This window comes from Jeotgalibacillus sp. 10bf12 (assembly GCF_055597105.1).
Map to the genome: position 1 here is coordinate 937,501 of NZ_CP200276.1, position 17,567 is coordinate 955,067.

At 46.6% G+C, this 17,567-nt stretch carries 15 protein-coding genes, 2 rRNA genes and 1 other annotated feature (1 of these 18 running past the window's edge); all 17 genes read left to right on the forward strand.

What is annotated here, in order from left to right:
• Positions 1 to 1,593, forward strand: a 23S ribosomal RNA gene (locus tag DH10bf12_RS04500); it begins 1,330 nt to the left of the window's first position.
• A 68-nt stretch (positions 1,594 to 1,661) separates the two neighbouring features.
• Positions 1,662 to 1,777: ribosomal RNA gene (gene rrf / locus DH10bf12_RS04505) — 5S ribosomal RNA — on the forward strand.
• Positions 1,778 to 2,295: 518 nt separating this feature from the next.
• The gene (locus DH10bf12_RS04510; protein WP_471737370.1) at positions 2,296 to 2,757 is read left to right on the forward strand and encodes a CtsR family transcriptional regulator; all 462 of its coding nucleotides are present in this window, start codon (positions 2,296 to 2,298) and stop codon (positions 2,755 to 2,757) included.
• 12 nt (positions 2,758 to 2,769) lie between these two features.
• Positions 2,770 to 3,324: a UvrB/UvrC motif-containing protein gene (locus DH10bf12_RS04515; protein WP_471737371.1), complete on the forward strand. Its 555-nt coding sequence runs from the start codon at positions 2,770 to 2,772 to the stop codon at positions 3,322 to 3,324.
• Positions 3,314 to 4,393 (forward strand): protein arginine kinase, encoded by a 1,080-nt coding sequence (locus tag DH10bf12_RS04520; RefSeq protein ID WP_471737372.1) that lies wholly within the window; start codon positions 3,314 to 3,316, stop codon positions 4,391 to 4,393. Before DH10bf12_RS04515 ends, DH10bf12_RS04520 begins: the two co-directional genes overlap by 11 nt.
• Positions 4,390 to 6,828 (forward strand): ATP-dependent protease ATP-binding subunit ClpC, encoded by a 2,439-nt coding sequence (gene clpC / locus DH10bf12_RS04525; RefSeq protein WP_471737373.1) that lies wholly within the window; start codon positions 4,390 to 4,392, stop codon positions 6,826 to 6,828. Before DH10bf12_RS04520 ends, clpC begins: the two co-directional genes overlap by 4 nt.
• A gap of 62 nt (positions 6,829 to 6,890) precedes the next feature.
• Positions 6,891 to 8,267, forward strand: a complete 1,377-nt coding sequence (gene radA / locus DH10bf12_RS04530) for a DNA repair protein RadA (RefSeq protein WP_471737374.1) — start codon at positions 6,891 to 6,893, stop codon at positions 8,265 to 8,267.
• A 3-nt stretch (positions 8,268 to 8,270) separates the two neighbouring features.
• Positions 8,271 to 9,335 (forward strand): DNA integrity scanning diadenylate cyclase DisA, encoded by a 1,065-nt coding sequence (gene disA, locus DH10bf12_RS04535; RefSeq protein ID WP_471737375.1) that lies wholly within the window; start codon positions 8,271 to 8,273, stop codon positions 9,333 to 9,335.
• Between the two features lie 137 nt (positions 9,336 to 9,472).
• Positions 9,473 to 10,573 (forward strand): PIN/TRAM domain-containing protein, encoded by a 1,101-nt coding sequence (locus DH10bf12_RS04540; protein ID WP_471737376.1) that lies wholly within the window; start codon positions 9,473 to 9,475, stop codon positions 10,571 to 10,573.
• A gap of 12 nt (positions 10,574 to 10,585) precedes the next feature.
• Entirely contained in the window at positions 10,586 to 11,266 is a 681-nt protein-coding gene (gene ispD / locus DH10bf12_RS04545) for a 2-C-methyl-D-erythritol 4-phosphate cytidylyltransferase (protein ID WP_471737377.1), read from the forward strand.
• A 15-nt stretch (positions 11,267 to 11,281) separates the two neighbouring features.
• Positions 11,282 to 11,758 carry a 2-C-methyl-D-erythritol 2,4-cyclodiphosphate synthase gene (ispF, locus tag DH10bf12_RS04550; protein WP_471737378.1) on the forward strand — a complete coding sequence of 159 codons (477 nt, stop codon included), beginning with the start codon at positions 11,282 to 11,284 and terminating at the stop codon, positions 11,756 to 11,758.
• Between the two features lie 233 nt (positions 11,759 to 11,991).
• Positions 11,992 to 13,449 (forward strand): glutamate--tRNA ligase, encoded by a 1,458-nt coding sequence (gene gltX, locus DH10bf12_RS04555; RefSeq protein WP_471737379.1) that lies wholly within the window; start codon positions 11,992 to 11,994, stop codon positions 13,447 to 13,449.
• Between the two features lie 68 nt (positions 13,450 to 13,517).
• Positions 13,518 to 13,736: a binding site (T-box leader), on the forward strand.
• 98 nt (positions 13,737 to 13,834) lie between these two features.
• Positions 13,835 to 14,485: a serine O-acetyltransferase gene (cysE, locus tag DH10bf12_RS04560; protein WP_471737380.1), complete on the forward strand. Its 651-nt coding sequence runs from the start codon at positions 13,835 to 13,837 to the stop codon at positions 14,483 to 14,485.
• Positions 14,482 to 15,879, forward strand: coding sequence for a cysteine--tRNA ligase (cysS, locus tag DH10bf12_RS04565; RefSeq protein WP_471737381.1), 1,398 nt, complete (start codon positions 14,482 to 14,484; stop codon positions 15,877 to 15,879). Before cysE ends, cysS begins: the two co-directional genes overlap by 4 nt.
• Positions 15,880 to 15,881: 2 nt before the next feature.
• Positions 15,882 to 16,307 carry a Mini-ribonuclease 3 gene (locus DH10bf12_RS04570; RefSeq protein ID WP_471737382.1) on the forward strand — a complete coding sequence of 142 codons (426 nt, stop codon included), beginning with the start codon at positions 15,882 to 15,884 and terminating at the stop codon, positions 16,305 to 16,307.
• The gene (gene rlmB / locus DH10bf12_RS04575) at positions 16,304 to 17,047 is read left to right on the forward strand and encodes a 23S rRNA (guanosine(2251)-2'-O)-methyltransferase RlmB (protein WP_471737383.1); all 744 of its coding nucleotides are present in this window, start codon (positions 16,304 to 16,306) and stop codon (positions 17,045 to 17,047) included. The genes DH10bf12_RS04570 and rlmB overlap by 4 nt, the downstream gene beginning before the upstream one ends.
• 6 nt (positions 17,048 to 17,053) lie before the next feature.
• Positions 17,054 to 17,566 (forward strand): NYN domain-containing protein, encoded by a 513-nt coding sequence (locus DH10bf12_RS04580; protein ID WP_471737384.1) that lies wholly within the window; start codon positions 17,054 to 17,056, stop codon positions 17,564 to 17,566.
• Position 17,567 lies beyond the last annotated feature (1 nt).

The window sequence follows — 17,567 nt, forward strand, 5'->3', positions numbered from 1 at the left end:
TTCCACCGAATGCCTAAGGTTTCCTGAGGAAGGCTCGTCCGCTCAGGGTTAGTCGGGACCTAAGCCGAGGCCGATAGGCGTAGGCGATGGACAACAGGTTGATATTCCTGTACCACCAACACATCGTTTGAGTAATGGGGGGACGCAGGAGGATAGGAGAGCACGCCGTTGGTTGCGCGTGTTTAAGCAGTTAGGCAGGAAATGAGGTAAATCCCGTTTCCGCGTAAGCTGAGCTGTGATGACGAGGGAAATTAGTACCGAAGTCTTTGATTCCACACTGCCAAGAAAAGCCTCTAGCGAGATGCAAGGTGCCCGTACCGCAAACCGACACAGGTAGGCGAGGAGAGAATCTAAGGTGAGCGAGTGAACTCTCGTTAAGGAACTCGGCAAAATGACCCCGTAACTTCGGGAGAAGGGGTGCTCTATTAGGGTGCAAGCCCGAGAGAGCCGCAGTGAATAGGCCCAGGCGACTGTTTAGCAAAAACACAGGTCTCTGCGAAACCGTAAGGTGAAGTATAGGGGCTGACACCTGCCCGGTGCTGGAAGGTTAAGAGGAGTGCTTAGCGCAAGCGAAGGTGCGAATTGAAGCCCCAGTAAACGGCGGCCGTAACTATAACGGTCCTAAGGTAGCGAAATTCCTTGTCGGGTAAGTTCCGACCCGCACGAAAGGTGCAACGATCTGGGCACTGTCTCAACGAGAGACTCGGTGAAATTATAGTACCTGTGAAGATGCAGGTTACCCGCGACAGGACGGAAAGACCCCGTGGAGCTTTACTGCAGCCTGATATTGAATTTTGGCACAGCTTGTACAGGATAGGTAGGAGCCTTAGAAACCGGAGCGCCAGCTTCGGTGGAGGCATTGGTGGGATACTACCCCGCTGTGTTGAACTTCTAACCCGCGGCCCTTATCGGGCCGGGAGACAGTGTCAGGCAGGCAGTTTGACTGGGGCGGTCGCCTCCTAAAGAGTAACGGAGGCGCCCAAAGGTTCCCTCAGAATGGTTGGAAATCATTCGAAGAGTGTAAAGGCATAAGGGAGCTTGACTGCGAGACCTACAAGTCGAGCAGGGTCGAAAGACGGGCTTAGTGATCCGGTGGTTCCGCATGGAAGGGCCATCGCTCAACGGATAAAAGCTACCCCGGGGATAACAGGCTTATCTCCCCCAAGAGTCCACATCGACGGGGAGGTTTGGCACCTCGATGTCGGCTCATCGCATCCTGGGGCTGTAGTCGGTCCCAAGGGTTGGGCTGTTCGCCCATTAAAGCGGTACGCGAGCTGGGTTCAGAACGTCGTGAGACAGTTCGGTCCCTATCCGTCGTGGGCGCAGGAAATTTGAGAGGAGCTGTCCTTAGTACGAGAGGACCGGGATGGACGCACCGCTGGTGTACCAGTTGTCATGCCAATGGCATCGCTGGGTAGCTATGTGCGGACGGGATAAGTGCTGAAAGCATCTAAGCATGAAGCCCCCCTCAAGATGAGATTTCCCACACGCAAGTGGTAAGATCCCTGAAAGATGATCAGGTAGATAGGTTCGAGGTGGAAGCATGGTGACATGTGCAGCTGACGAATACTAATCGATCGAGGACTTAACCAAATCGGTTGATTCTCGGAAAATCCCTTACTTTGATGAACGTATCCAGTTTTGAAGGCGCGAGCCTTATGTCTAGTGATGACAGCGAAGAGGTCACACCCGTTCCCATGCCGAACACGGAAGTTAAGCTCTTCAGCGCCGATGGTAGTTGGGGGTTTCCCCCTGTGAGAGTAGGACGTCGCTAGGCAACCTGAGTCTTCCCCTGAGTGGGAAGGCTTTTTTTGTGCATTGAAACGCATTAGAGGGATATGATCTGAAGGGCATTAAGAGCAAAAGGCCAGAATCCCAGTGGCATCAAAGGCCAAAAGACGAAACCTTAAGTGCGTGTATGGACGACGGAATTCATTCAATTCGAAAGTTATTCCCTCAACCCTGTGGTGGATCCCTTCAATATCTGGTTTGATTCCCTCAATCCGGACATTAATTCCTTCAGCAGCCAAAAACACACCTTTTATTCCTTCATTCCATGTAAGATTTTCATCATAAAATTCATTAATTCCATCAACAAAAGTTGTATTTCCTTCAATTGCCCGCCATCAGCGCCATCCGTTCTATCTGTGCCACCTCCCTCCCTGATACATGCCTGCCCATACACCAACACTCATGCAAATCACCAGTATCCCAGCCCCTGAATTGCACATAAACTGAACTATGTTGTATAATCATAGTCAAAGATAGTCAAAGTCAAGGTGGGGAGGTGGCAATGTGAAAAATATTTCTGATGTGATTGAAAACTATTTGAAAGAGGTTTTGGAGAAGAGTGGAAGTGAAATAGTGGAGATAAAGCGCAGTGAGATTGCTGAGCGTTTCCAGTGCGTGCCTTCTCAAATCAATTATGTGATGAAAACCCGTTTTACGATTGAAAGTGGCTACGTTGTGGAGAGTAAGCGTGGCGGCGGAGGGTATATACGTATTATAAAAGTAAAAAGTGATGATCATGCGCATTTAATTGATCAGATTCTTGAGATTCTTCAGCCGGTTGTTTCACAGGCGGTTGCGGAGAGTGTGGTATTTCGATTGATTGATGAAGAAGTGATTTCCAAACGGGAAGCAAAGCTTATGCTCAGTGCGATGGACCGGTCTACGCTGAATGTGCCTCTGCCTGTAAGGGATGAGGTAAGAGGAAGGATCCTGACCGCTATGCTGACTGTTTTAAAATATCAATAAGGTCGCGGGGTGATGAGTATGATGTGTGAGCAATGCCAGGAGCGGCCTGCTGCTGTTCATTTGAAAAATGTCGTGAACGGTAAGAAGTCGGAGATTCATTTGTGTGAGGTGTGTGCCCAGGATAAGGGTGAAGCGTTCATGAATGATGATGGTGCATTTTCGTTTAATCATTTACTTGCAGGACTGTTGAATGTGTCACCTGTGATGAAGCAGAGTCAGCCTCAGCAGCAGAGACGTGAGACGGTTGAGTGCAGTGGGTGCCAAATGACATTTGATCAGTTTTTAAAGATTGGAAAGTTTGGCTGCCCGAAGTGTTATGAATCCTTCAGGGATCAGCTGCCGCCTATTTTAAAAAGACTGCATAGCGGTAATACTGTTCATCAGGGCAAGCTGCCTGAGCGCCAGGGTGGCACGATTCATATGAAGCGGAAGGTAACGGAGCTGCGTTCAGATCTGAAGGCTTTGATTGAACAGGAAGAATTTGAACAGGCGGCTGAAATTCGTGATCAGATCCGTTCGCTTGAAGCCGAAATTCGTGATGAAGGGGGCGGCGCTGATGAGTCTTGAGAGATTTTTAAATCAGGCGGTCAGTTCCTGGATGAATGAAGACGGCCCTTACTCAGAAATTGTACTGTCTACAAGAATCAGACTGGCGCGGAATCATCATGAATACGCGTTTCCGACCGTGTTTACTCAAGAGGAAGCTGAGCAGACGTCAGAGGCAGTTGGGACTGCAGTTCAGCAGGCAGGGTATCCACTTGAGGAGCTGAAAATGAAGGATTTGCAGGGGCTTGAAAAAAGAGTACTTGTAGAGAAACATTTAATTAGTCCAAACCTTGCGGAGGATTCAAGTTCTTCCTCTGTATGGCTGTCAGATGATGAGGATGTCAGCCTGATGGTCAATGAAGAGGATCATTTGCGTATCCAGTGCCTGTTTCCCGGCCTTCAGCTTAAGGAGGCACTGCGAAAAGCGCTTGAGATAGATGATGCGATCGAGGAGCATTTTGATTATGCGTTCGATGAGAATTTCGGATATTTGACGACCTGCCCGACAAATGTTGGGACGGGATTGCGTGCATCTGTTATGATGCATTTACCAGGATTAATGATGACGCACCAGATGAACCGGATTATTCCTGCGATTGGACAATTTGGTCTGGTAGCGAGAGGAATTTACGGTGAGGGTAGCGAAGCTTTAGGTAACATCTTTCAGATCTCTAACCAGACGACACTCGGGAAGTCAGAAGAAGATATTACTGAGGACCTGCTGCATGTGGTAGATCAGATTATTGCCCAGGAGAAGTCAGCCAGGGAAGCACTGGTTAAATCATCAGGGATCCAGCTTGAAGATAGAGTGTTCCGGTCTTATGGAACATTGCGTTACAGCCGCGTGATTGAGTCTAAGGAAGCGGCAAAGTGCCTGTCGGATGTACGTCTTGGCATTGACCTTGGGTTTATTGAAAATGTGTCGAGAAGTATTTTAAATGAGCTGATGATTTTGACGCAGCCAGGATTTTTACAGCAGTATGCAGGAGGTTTCCTGCGTCCTGTGGAAAGAGATATCAGGCGGGCTTCGCTGATCCGCGAGCGTCTGGAGATGGATGTAAGTAAAGATAAAGGAGGATCAGACATATGATGTTTGGACGATTCACAGAGAGAGCACAAAAAGTATTAGCATTGGCACAGGAAGAGGCAATCCGTCTTTCCCATTCAAATATCGGTACTGAGCATATCCTTCTTGGTCTCGTTCGTGAAGGAGAGGGCATTGCAGCGAAAGCACTGCAGACGCTTAATTTGAGCACAACGAAAATTCAGGAAGAAGTTGAAGAGCTGATCGGTAAGGGGACAGAACAGTCACCAAGCGTTCACTATACACCGAGAGCAAAAAAAGTCATTGAGCTTTCAATGGATGAGGCACGTAAACTTGGCCACTCTTATGTAGGAACTGAACATATTCTGCTTGGCTTAATCCGTGAAGGAGAGGGCGTAGCAGCACGCGTACTGAATAATTTAGGTGTAAGTCTGAATAAAGCACGCCAGCAGGTACTTCAGCTTCTTGGCAGCAATGAGGCAGGCGGTCAGCAGGCTTCAAATGCAAGTGCGAATACACCAACACTTGATGGACTGGCGCGTGATCTGACAGTGATTGCACGTGAAGGAAGCCTCGACCCTGTAATTGGCCGAAGCAAGGAAATCCAGCGTGTCATCGAAGTATTAAGCCGCCGTACAAAGAATAACCCGGTACTAATCGGGGAGCCTGGTGTTGGTAAAACAGCGATTGCTGAAGGACTGGCACAGCAGATTGTACAGAATGAAGTGCCGGAAATCCTGCGTGATAAGCGCGTGATGACACTTGATATGGGTACGGTTGTTGCAGGTACAAAATACCGCGGTGAATTTGAAGACCGTCTGAAAAAAGTAATGGATGAAATTCGTCAGGCAGGTAACGTGATTCTGTTTATCGATGAGCTTCATACATTGATCGGTGCAGGTGGAGCAGAGGGTGCGATTGATGCATCCAACATTCTGAAGCCATCCCTTGCACGTGGTGAACTGCAGTGTATCGGTGCGACAACACTTGATGAGTACCGCAAGTATATTGAAAAGGATGCAGCGCTTGAGCGTCGTTTCCAGCCGATTCAGGTGGATGAGCCGACAGCTGATGAGTCAGTGCTGATCTTAAAAGGACTGCGTGACCGTTATGAAGCACACCACCGTGTATCGATTACGGACGCAGCGATTGAAGCAGCAGTGAAAATGTCAGACCGTTATATTTCTGACCGATTCCTGCCGGATAAGGCGATTGATTTAATTGATGAGGCAGGTTCGAAAGTACGTCTGCGTTCATATACAACACCTCCAAATCTGAAGGAGCTTGAAGCTAAGCTTGAAGGCATCCGTAATGAGAAAGATGCTGCCGTTCAGAGCCAGGAGTTTGAAAAAGCAGCTTCTCTTCGTGATTCAGAGCAGAAGACGAAAGAAAAGCTAGAAGAAACGAAGAAAGAGTGGAAAGAAAAGCAGGGTCAGGAAAATACTGAAGTGACAGTTGAAGATATCGCACACGTTGTGTCTACATGGACAGGTGTACCGGTATCCCGCCTTGCTGAAACTGAAACGCAGAAGCTTCTGCACCTTGAGGATTCACTTCACGGCCGCGTGATTGGTCAGGAAGATGCAGTAACAGCGATTGCAAAAGCAGTCCGCCGTGCACGTGCAGGGCTGAAGGATCCGAAGCGTCCGATTGGTTCATTCATTTTCCTTGGACCAACTGGTGTCGGTAAGACAGAGCTTGCCCGCGCACTTGCTGAATCAATGTTCGGTGAAGAGGATGCGATGATTCGTATTGATATGTCAGAGTATATGGAAAAGCATTCGACATCACGTCTTGTCGGTTCACCTCCAGGCTATGTTGGATATGAAGAAGGCGGTCAGCTGACTGAGAAAGTCCGCCGCAAACCATACTCAGTTGTGCTGCTTGATGAAATTGAGAAAGCACACCCTGATGTATTTAACATCCTGCTGCAGGTACTTGAAGATGGACGCCTGACAGACTCTAAGGGTCGTACAGTCGACTTCCGTAACGTTGTACTGATCATGACATCTAACGTTGGGGCAAGCGCACTGAAGCAGAACCGTCATGTCGGGTTTGCTGTACAGGATTCCAGTCAGGATTATAAGGATATGAAGGGCAAAGTGCTTGAAGAATTAAAGCGTGCGTTCCGTCCTGAATTCCTGAACAGAATTGATGAAACCATTGTGTTCCACTCGCTTGAGAAGAGTCACCTGAAGCAGATTGTTTCATTAATGGCAGGCGAGCTTGTGAAGCGTCTAAAAGAAAAAGACATTGAACTTGTCATTACTGAGGCGGCGAAAGAGAAAATTTCAGATGAAGGATTTGACCCTGAATATGGTGCGCGCCCACTGCGTCGTGCGATTCAAAAGCATATCGAGGACCGTCTATCTGAAGAGCTGTTAAAAGGTAATGTACTTGAAGGTTATAAAGTGGAAATCGATTATAAAGACGGGGAGTTTACTGTTTCCCGTAAAGAAGAAGCAGATGTAACGCAATAATGTCAGAAGGTGCACGTGTGAATGGCAGTCACGTGCACCTTTTTTTAACGGAGGGAACAGGTTTGGCAAAAAAGAAATCCAAGTTTATGTGTAACTCGTGCGGGTACGAATCTGCAAAATGGATGGGGAAATGTCCGGGCTGCGGTGAGTGGAACACAATGGTTGAGGATGTGACGATTACCGGTAAACAGCCGAGAAAATCGTTCACTCATACGCCGGAGGGAAGCCAGTCAAAGGCGACTCCACTGATTAAAGTAGAGACGCACGAAGAGACACGCGTTATGACAAAGATGCAGGAATTGAACCGGGTTCTTGGTGGCGGTGTTGTGCCGGGCTCAATGGTTTTGATCGGGGGAGATCCCGGTATTGGTAAGTCTACGCTTTTACTTCAGGTGTCATCACAGCTTGCAGAGACAAAAAACAAAGTGCTGTATATCTCAGGAGAAGAGTCGATCAAGCAGACGAAGCTTCGCGCTGACCGTCTCAGTGTTACATCTGAAGAGCTGATGATTTATGCAGAAACAAATCTCGAGTCGATTCATCACTCCATAGAGCAGGTATCCCCTGATATTGTCATCATCGATTCAATTCAGACCGTCTATCACCCGGAAGTCACATCGGCACCCGGAAGCGTTACGCAGGTGCGTGAATGTACAGCGGAGCTGATGCGAATTGCCAAAACGAAAAATATTGCGATTTTCCTCGTTGGGCACGTTACGAAAGAAGGATCCATTGCCGGTCCGAGAATTTTAGAGCATATGGTGGATACAGTCCTCTATTTTGAAGGGGAACGCCACCACACTTACAGAATTTTGCGCGCCGTGAAAAACCGTTTTGGTTCAACGAATGAAATGGGTATTTTTGAAATGCGTGAAGAAGGGTTAAGAGAGGTCGGCAATCCGTCCGAGATTTTCCTTGAAGAACGCTCCCAGGGTGCAGCCGGGTCAACTGTTGTGGCCTCCATGGAAGGAACGCGGCCGATTCTTGTTGAAATTCAGGCGCTTGTGACACCGACAAGCTTTAACAACCCGAGAAGAATGGCCACAGGCATTGATCAGAACCGCGTGTCTCTTTTAATGGCTGTCCTTGAAAAGCGTGTCGGTCTGATGCTGCAGACGCAGGATGCTTATTTAAAAGTAGCGGGTGGTGTGAAGCTGGATGAGCCGGCAGTTGATCTTGCTGTTCTTGTCAGTATTGCATCAAGCTACCGGGATGAGCCGCCAAAGCCGTTTGATTGTATGATCGGTGAAGTTGGACTGACAGGTGAAGTGCGACGCGTATCAAGAATTGAGCAGCGCGTACAGGAAGCGGCAAAGCTTGGGTTTAAACGAGTTATTATTCCTGAAAATAATATCGGCGGATGGACATTCCCTGAGGGTATTGAAGTAGTCGGTGTATCAAATGTAGCAGAAGCATTAAAGAAAACACTGGAGGGATAGATCATGGATAATCGGAGAAGAAAGCGCCCATCCGCTGATATCATTCAGCTTGTGGCACCGGGAACACCTTTTAGAGAAGGAATTGATAACGTCCTGCGTGCCGGGACAGGCGGGCTTATTGTAGTTGGGTGTAACGATAAGATGAAGCCGCTTGTAGACGGGGGCTTTCAAATCCATTGTCCGTTTTCCCCAACGTACCTGTATGAGCTTGCAAAGATGGATGGTGCGATTATTCTGAATGAACCTGGCAATAAAATTCTGATTGCCAATGCGCAGCTGAATCCGAGCCCGACGATTCCTTCTTCAGAAACAGGCATGCGTCACCGGACGGCGGAGCGGGTTGCAAGAGAGACAGATTCTCTCGTTATTGCAATATCTCAAAGACGGAATGTCATCACCCTGTATAAAGGGACCTACCGCTATGCACTCAAGGAAATTGCAGTGATTCTTGCAAAAGCAAATCAGGCGCTGCAGACACTTGAAAAGTATCGTACTGTACTCGACCAGAGTCTGTCTCACTTAACGCTGCTGGAGTATGAGGAAGCGGCGACATATAACGATGTTTTACAGGTCATTCACCGCTTTGAAATGGTGATCCGGATTAAAAATGAACTGCTGCTTTATTTAAATGAACTTGGTTCTGAAGGCCGGCTTGTGCGTCTGCAGCTGAATGAGCTGCTTGCTGATCTTGAGAAAGCGGCGGTTATGGTGATCCGCGATTATGCCTGTGACGACCATGCAGCAGCGCAGGATATGTATGAGACATTTGCAGAAGCGGTTACATCAGAAGTCATGGATGATGAAAAAATCATGAAATTGCTCGGTCATCCGTCTTCTACTGAATACGAACATCAGGCTATACCAAGAGGATATCGCGTGCTGAATAAAATACCGCGTCTGCCGTTTACGATCATTGAAAATATTATCGGTGATTTTGGCACGCTTGATAAATTAAAGCAGGCAACAGTAGAAGAGCTGGATGATGTAGATGGAATCGGGGGTATCAGGGCAAGAAAAATTAAGGAAGGACTGAAATCTGTCAGAGAGCAGTCTTTAGCAGATCACTAACAAAAAATGGTTTGTAAGCATTTGCGTTGTATGATATGATATTGCGCTTTTGTTTAAATTGACTTGCTTAATATTCTCATGCTACTCTTTTCACAAGCTTTATTAATTGAAAAATTTTCATCTGAGGAGGTGAAGGGATGCTAAAACGAATTATTCAAATCTGTTTTCTGATTGTTGGCGGAACATTAGGCGTATTTTTATTACCTGAATTAGTACTTATTCCTTTTAATCTTGATTATGCACTTTTAAACAACCCTTATGTAACCGCGATTTTGGGAGCCATTATTTTTTATGCTGTCACATTCTGGGCGATTAAGTATGTTGTCAATTTTATTAAGTGGGCGGAAGATTCTCTTATTAAAGCACCTGTCACTGATATTTTATTCGGTGCACTTGGACTGATTATTGGTTTGATTACCGCTTTCCTTCTGGGGGTGGCAGTCAATGATATTGAAATACCGATTATTAATACAGTCGTTCCAATTCTTTTGACGTTAATCCTTGGTTACCTTGGATTCCAGGTTGGTTTTACAAAGAGAGATGAGCTGGTCCACCTCTTTTCAAGAAACCCTTCAAATAAAAAACTGGAAGAATCAGCTGCAAGGGAAGTCAGTGATGTACCGGCTTCAAAGCGTCATAAAATCCTTGATACAAGCGTCATTATTGATGGCCGGATTGCTGATATTTGTCAGACAGGCTTTTTAGACGGAGAGATTGTCATTCCTCAATTTGTACTTGGTGAGCTGCAGCATATTGCTGATTCATCAGATGCGCTGAAGCGTAACAGAGGGAGAAGAGGGCTGGATATTCTAAAAAGAATCCAGCGTGATATTCCGATCCAGGTTACGATTTATGAGGGAGACTTTGAGGAAATTCAGGAAGTGGACAGTAAACTCGTCAAGCTTGCAAAAGTACTGAACGGAATTGTTGTTACAAATGACTTCAATCTAAATAAGGTATGTGAGCTGCAGGATGTGCAGGTATTAAACATTAACGATTTAGCCAATGCGGTGAAGCCGGTTGTGCTTCCGGGTGAAGTACTGAACGTGCAGATGATTAAAGACGGAAAAGAGCAGAATCAGGGGATTGCCTATCTTGATGACGGCACGATGATTGTTGTGGAAGACGGTAAAAACTTTATCGGGAAGCAGATCGATGTGATTGTCACAAGTGTGCTTCAGACATCTGCAGGCCGCATGATCTTTGCGAAGCCGAAGTCTTATGAGAAAGCATTGTAAAAGGAGTCATACATGAATTATGAAGTAGTCATTCCGGCAGCGGGCCGGGGGAAACGGATGGGAGCAGACCGTAATAAGCTCCTGCTTGAACTGAACGGGGTTCCGGTGATTATTCATACGCTGCGCGTTTTTGAAAAGGATGCATTATGCAGCGGAGTGATCCTTGTGATTCATCCTGATGATCATGAAACACTCACGCAGCTGCTTAAGCAATATAAGATTGAGAAGGTCGCACATATGGTGCAGGGTGGGGAAGAGCGCCAGCACAGTGTCTTTGAAGGCTTGAAAGCGGCAGAGGCTGATATTGTTATGGTCCATGACGGTGCAAGGCCGTTCATTAAGCAGACTGTGATCCGCCGCCTGTCTGAAACAGCTGCATCAGATGGCGGTGCAATTGCTGCTGTACCTGTAAAAGATACCATTAAAAAAGTGCAAAACGGACTTGTAACAGAAACAGTTGAGCGTTCAAGCCTGTGGTCAGTGCAGACCCCGCAGGCTTTTCAGCTTGAGGTCCTGATGAATGCACACCAGGAAGCAGTACGCACCGGTTTTCTAGGGACAGATGAAGCATCACTCGTTGAAAAAACCGGTGGAAAAGTAGCAGTCATTGAATCAGATTATGATAATATAAAGCTGACGACAAAAGAAGATCTCGTTTTTGCTGAAGCCATTTTAGCTAAAAGCGATCAATAGAGAGGGGAAACTGCCATGTTTCGCATTGGACAGGGATACGATGTCCATCAGCTTGCAGAGAACCGTCCGCTCATTATCGGCGGAGTAACCATTCCTTATGAAAAAGGACTGCTCGGACATTCGGATGCAGATGTACTGCTCCACGTTGTCGCAGACGCAGCACTTGGTGCAATCGGTGAAGGTGATATCGGACGACACTTCCCGGATACAGATCCGGAATTTAAAGATGCCGACTCAAAAAAACTGCTCCAGCACGTCTGGGGGATTGTCAGAGAAAACGGCTATCGCTTAGGTAACATTGACTGTACAATTATTGCGCAAAAGCCAAAAATGGCACCTCATATCGGGGACATGCGCGCAGTCATTGCAGAATTGCTTGAAGCATCAGAAACGCAGGTTAACGTAAAAGCAACAACAACCGAAAAACTCGGCTTCGAAGGCCGTGAAGAAGGTATCGCCGCTCAGGCGGTCATCCTTTTACAAAAGACCTGATCAGCATAGTAAGTATTAATATAGTAAATAATTATTTTGTTTTGTTAAAGAACATCATCATTTTTGCACAGCTGATGATTGTAGCGTAAGGGGGCGACTCCTGTGGCAGGAAGGGACAGATGAGACAAAGCATGGCGAAGCCTGCTGGCTCACCGCCCGGCCGCGGAAAGCGTCCCCCTGAAGTGGAAATCAGCAGCCAATTTTAACAAAGTGATCATTCTAGGAGGATTTCTATGTCTACAGACATTCGCGTGCGTTACGCACCAAGCCCGACAGGACACCTGCATATCGGGAATGCAAGAGCAGCATTATTCAACTACCTATTCGCAAGAAGCCATAACGGTACATTTATCATCCGTGTGGAAGACACAGATACAAAACGTAACATCGAAGGCGGAGAAGAATCTCAGCTTGAGTACCTGAAGTGGCTCGGCATTGACTGGGATGAAAGCATCGACGTCGGTGGAGACTACGGTCCATACCGTCAGTCAGAGCGTAATGACTTGTACAAAAAGCATTATGATGACCTGCTTGAGCGCGGGCTTGCCTATAAGTGCTACTGCACAGAAGAAGAGCTTGAAGCAGAGCGCGAAGGCCAGATCGCACGCAGTGAAATGCCGCGTTACAGCGGAAAGTGCCGCAACCTGACTGATGACGAGCGTGCAGCGCTTGAAGCTGAAGGGCGCAAGCCTAGTATCCGCTTTGCTGTGCCACAGGGCAAAACGTATACGTTCAACGATATCGTAAAAGATGATGTGTCATTTGAAAGCGATGGTATTGGTGACTTCGTTATTGTGAAAAAAGACGGTATTCCAACGTATAACTTCGCAGTAGCAGTGGATGATCACTATATGAAAATCTCACACGTTCTGCGTGGGGATGACCACATTTCAAATACACCGAAGCAGCTGATGATCTATGAAGCGTTTGGCTGGGAGATTCCAAAGTTTGGTCATACGACACTGATTGTCAATGAAGAGCGTAAAAAATTAAGTAAGCGTGACGGCTCAATCATTCAGTTTATCGAACAGTATAAGGATCTTGGCTATCAGCCGGATGCGTTATTTAACTTTATTGCACTGCTTGGCTGGTCTCCTAAAGGGGAGGATGAGCTATTCTCTAAAGAAGAGCTGATCGAGCGCTTTGACGCTGACCGTCTGTCGAAATCACCGGCTGTATTTGACACGAAAAAGCTTGAGTGGATGAATAATCAGTATATGAAGAATCTTGACCTTGATGAAGTGGTTGCCCTTTCGACACCTCACCTTGAGGAAGCGGGTAAGATCCCGAAAGACCGCACACCTGAACAGGAAGAGTGGGTGCGTAAGCTTGTCGGACTTTATCAGGAGCAGATGAGTTATGGTGCTGAGATTGTGGCGCTGTCAGAGCTGTTCTTCAAAGATGAAATTGCTTATGACGAGGAAGCGAGTGCAGTACTTGCTGAAGAGCAGGTGCCTGAAGTGATGGCAGAACTCAGCCGTCAGCTTGAAGCACTTGAAAACTTTGAAGCAGCAGAAATTAAAAAATCAATAAAAGCTGTACAAAAGGAAACGGGACATAAAGGCAAAAAGTTATTTATGCCAATCCGTGTAGCAGCAACAGGTCAGACACACGGACCGGACCTGCCGAGCGCGATTGAAGTATTAGGTAAAGAAAAAGTACTTGCACGTTTAAGTAAGCTGACTGATTAACATTTTAAAAAGAATGGTATATAGTATGTCTATAGAAACTTTTAAACAGCTGATTTGACGTTTGATATATAAAAGCTTTGAGAGGGAGAAGTAGGAAAAACAAAAGCTCTGGAAGAGAGAACCGCCATAGGCTGAAAGCGGTTTGGGCTGAATGTTTTCTGAAATGCACCCTTGAGCCTTTTGCTGAAAGTTGATGTAGGCAACAGCGGTTCAGGCCGTTATCCTGGTTAAGTTGGGGACAGGAATGTCTCAAACAGAGTGGAACCGCGCAAAAAAGCGTCTCTGTCATTTTGACAGAGACGCTTTTTCTATTTTAAAACAGTTAATTCTTATCGTATTAGTTGGAATTATACGAGAATCGGCTAAAATGAAAGGAGTGAATGGTATGTTTAAGAGGATTCGTGAAGATATAGATACGGTATTTGACCAGGACCCTGCAGCCCGCTCCGCCTTTGAAATCGTTTTAACTTATTCCGGGCTCCATGCAATATGGGCTTACCGGATTGCGCATTGGTTTTATAAGCGGAAAATGTTTTTTATTGCCCGGGCAATTTCGCAAATGGCGAAAGTACTGACAGGAATTGAAATTCATCCCGCAGCCAAGATCGGCCACCGGTTCTTTATTGATCACGGTATGGGTGTGGTCATTGGCGAAACGTGCGAAATCGGGAATAACGTGACGGTTTTTCAGGGCGTCACATTAGGTGGTACAGGTAAGGAAAAGGGTAAGCGCCATCCGACACTTGAAGATAACGTCCTGATTGCAACAGGTGCAAAAGTGCTTGGTTCAATTATCGTCGGGGAAAACTCCAAAGTCGGTGCAGGCTCTGTCGTATTAAAGGACGTACCGGCCAATTCGACTGTTGTCGGTATCCCTGGCAAGGTCGTCATCAGAGACGGCAAAAAGGTTCGCAGGGATCTCGATCATCAGGATATGCCGGATCCAATCTGGGAGCGGATCAGAACACTTGAAACAGAGCTGGCTTTTGTCAAAGATCAGCTGAAGAAAGAACGTGAAAGGAGCTCACAGCCATGAGCATTCAGATGTATAACACAGTAACTAGACAAAAAGAAACGTTTAAACCGCTTGAAGAAGGAAAGGTATCAATGTATGTATGCGGTCCGACGGTTTATAACTATATTCATATCGGTAACGCCCGTCCACCAATCGTATTCGATACGGTGAGACGCCATTTGGAATACAGAGGTTATGACGTGAATTACGTCTCTAACTTTACAGACGTAGATGATAAGTTGATCCGCGCAGCGAATGAGCTTGGTGAAGAAGTACCTGCAGTGGCAGAGCGCTTTATTGATGCATACTTCGAGGATGTTGGTGCACTTGGATGCGCACACGGTACCGCTCATCCGCGCGTAACTGAAAATATTGATCTGATCATTGAGTTTATTGAGTCACTCATTGAGAAGGATTTTGCTTATGAGTCAGGTGGGGACGTTTACTACCGTACAAGAAAATTCAATGGTTACGGTAAACTGTCCCATCAGTCGATTGATGAACTGCGGATCGGCGCCAGAATCGAGTCTGATGAACGTAAAGAAGATGAACTGGATTTCGTGTTATGGAAAGCGGCGAAAGAAGGGGAAATCTCATGGGAAAGCCCATGGGGAGAAGGACGCCCGGGCTGGCATATTGAGTGCTCTGCGATGGCGAGAAAGTATCTTGGGGATACAATTGATATCCATGCGGGCGGTCAGGACCTTGCTTTCCCTCACCATGAAAATGAAATTGCCCAGTCAGAAGCATTAACAGGGAAGCCTTTTGCGAACTACTGGCTGCATAACGGGTATATTAATATTGATAATGAAAAAATGTCGAAGTCACTCGGTAACTTTGTGCTCGTGCATGACATCTTAAAAGAAGCAGATCCGCAGGTGCTGAGATTCTTTATGCTGTCAGTTCATTACCGTCACCCGATTAACTATAACCGTGAGCTGCTGGAAGCTGCGGGAGTGGGACTTGACAGAATCCGCACTGCTTATGAAAACCTGAAGCACCGGAGAAATTCAAGCTCAGGCTTAACTGATAATGATACAGAATGGCTCGAAAAAGCTGCTGCTAAAAAGGAAGCATTTATTAAAGAGATGGATGACGACTTTAACACAGCTAACGCAATTTCGGTTTTATTCGACCTTTCAAGTGAAGCGAACCTGTACCTAAGAGAAAAGAATACGTCAGTTGAAGTAATCGATGCATTTACAGATACACTGAAAGAACTGACAGGCGTACTGGGTCTTGAACTGAAAGAGCAGGAAATGCTTGATGAAGAGATTGATGAATTGATCAGAAAGCGTGAAGCGGCACGTAAAGACCGTGATTTTGCGACAGCAGATGCCATTCGTGATCAGTTAAAGGACATGGATATTATATTAGAGGATACAAAACAGGGTATCCGCTGGAGAAGAGGGTAACAATGGATTACTCTTCTTCTTCACTGGATCCAAAACAGCTGAATGCATTAGCGCTTGCCTACATGGGGGATGGCGTCTATGAGCAGTACGTGAGACACCATCTTCTCATGATCGGTACGATTCGTCCGAATGCGCTTCAGCGTGAGGCAATCCGCTATGTATCAGCAAAAGCCCAGGCGCAGGTGATCCACAGAATGTTTGAGATGGAGCTGTTTTCTGAAGAGGAAATGGCGATTATCCGCCGCGGACGCAATGCCAAGTCAGGCAGTATACCCAAAAACACAGATGTGGCAACCTACCGTTACAGTACTGCATTTGAAGCCGTGATTGGCTATTTATATTTAACAGAACGTAAAGAACGGATGGAAGAGATTATCGTTAAAGCGATCTCGATGATCGCAGAAGAGCAGAAAGGAGCGGGGCGATGAGTGAAGAGTTTATTGGCGGGAAAAACCCGGTGCTTGAAGCGCTGAGAGCCGGAAGAGAAATTAATAAAATCTGGGTTGGTGAAGGTTCGCAAAAAGGACAGATGCAGCAGGTCATTCAGCTTGCAAAAGAATCGAATGTACTCGTTCAGTTCGTACCGAAAAAGAAAATCGATCAGCTGATGGATGGTCAGCACCAGGGAGTCGTTGCATCAATTGCTGCATATGAGTATGCGGAAATGGATGATGTATTTGCACTGGCTGAAAAAAAGGGTGAGGATCCATTTATTCTGATCCTGGACGAGCTTGAAGATCCGCATAACCTTGGTTCGATTATGAGAACAGCGGATGCAGTCGGCGTACATGGCATCATTATTCCAAAGCGCCGTGCAGTAGGACTGACTGCAACTGTTGCGAAGGCTTCTACAGGCGCCATTGAGCATGTGCCGGTTGTGCGTGTGACCAACCTTTCGCGTACGCTTGATGAGCTGAAGGATAAAGGGCTCTGGATTGCCGGAACAGATGCAAAAGGCAGTGACGATTACCGTCGCTTTGACGGCACAATGCCTGTAGGTCTGATTATCGGCAGTGAAGGGAAGGGTATGAGCAGAATCCTGCGCGAGAAGTGTGATTTTCTGATCCACCTTCCGATGAGCGGTCATGTCACATCACTGAACGCATCGGTTGCTGCAAGTATCTTAATGTATGAAATCTACCGTCGCCGTCATCCCCTGGAAGGATGATCTGTGATGAAAAATGTACTGCTCGTCGATGGCTATAACATTATAGGCGCCTGGCCTGAACTGACTGAGTTAAAAAGCCACGACCTTGGCTCTGCACGGGACAGGCTGATTGAAATGATGGCGGAGTATCAGGGCTATACAGGTTACCCCGTCATTATCGTCTTTGACGCGCAATTTGTCGAAGGCATGTCTAAGAAAATGTACAATTACCGCGTGGAAATCATTTTCACGCGGAAAAATGAAACAGCTGATGAGCGGATCGAGAAGCTTGCGATTGAATTAAACGATATCCAGACGCAGGTGATCGTAGCGACAAGTGACTTTACTGAGCAATGGGCTATTTTTGGCCAGGGTGCGCTCAGAAAGTCTGCCCGCGAACTTTTAATTGAAGTGAGACAGATCGAAAAGAAAATTTCCAAAAAGATCGAGAAAAACCAATCAGCACGCCCTGTATCAAAGATTCCGATCAGTGATGAAGTCGCCGAAATATTCGAAAAATGGAGGCGCGGCAGCAAATGAG

Coding starts and splice junctions, on each gene's coding strand:
- rlmB (WP_471737383.1), top strand. CDS start 16,304: ATGAGTGAAGAGTTTATTGGCGGGAAAAACCCGGTGCTTGAAGCGCTG.
- disA (WP_471737375.1), top strand. CDS start 8,271: ATGGATAATCGGAGAAGAAAGCGCCCATCCGCTGATATCATTCAGCTT.
- cysS (WP_471737381.1), top strand. CDS start 14,482: ATGAGCATTCAGATGTATAACACAGTAACTAGACAAAAAGAAACGTTT.
- DH10bf12_RS04520 (WP_471737372.1), top strand. CDS start 3,314: ATGAGTCTTGAGAGATTTTTAAATCAGGCGGTCAGTTCCTGGATGAAT.
- ispF (WP_471737378.1), top strand. CDS start 11,282: ATGTTTCGCATTGGACAGGGATACGATGTCCATCAGCTTGCAGAGAAC.
- gltX (WP_471737379.1), top strand. CDS start 11,992: ATGTCTACAGACATTCGCGTGCGTTACGCACCAAGCCCGACAGGACAC.
- ispD (WP_471737377.1), top strand. CDS start 10,586: ATGAATTATGAAGTAGTCATTCCGGCAGCGGGCCGGGGGAAACGGATG.
- DH10bf12_RS04515 (WP_471737371.1), top strand. CDS start 2,770: ATGAGTATGATGTGTGAGCAATGCCAGGAGCGGCCTGCTGCTGTTCAT.
- cysE (WP_471737380.1), top strand. CDS start 13,835: ATGTTTAAGAGGATTCGTGAAGATATAGATACGGTATTTGACCAGGAC.
- DH10bf12_RS04570 (WP_471737382.1), top strand. CDS start 15,882: ATGGATTACTCTTCTTCTTCACTGGATCCAAAACAGCTGAATGCATTA.
- clpC (WP_471737373.1), top strand. CDS start 4,390: ATGATGTTTGGACGATTCACAGAGAGAGCACAAAAAGTATTAGCATTG.
- DH10bf12_RS04540 (WP_471737376.1), top strand. CDS start 9,473: ATGCTAAAACGAATTATTCAAATCTGTTTTCTGATTGTTGGCGGAACA.
- DH10bf12_RS04580 (WP_471737384.1), top strand. CDS start 17,054: ATGAAAAATGTACTGCTCGTCGATGGCTATAACATTATAGGCGCCTGG.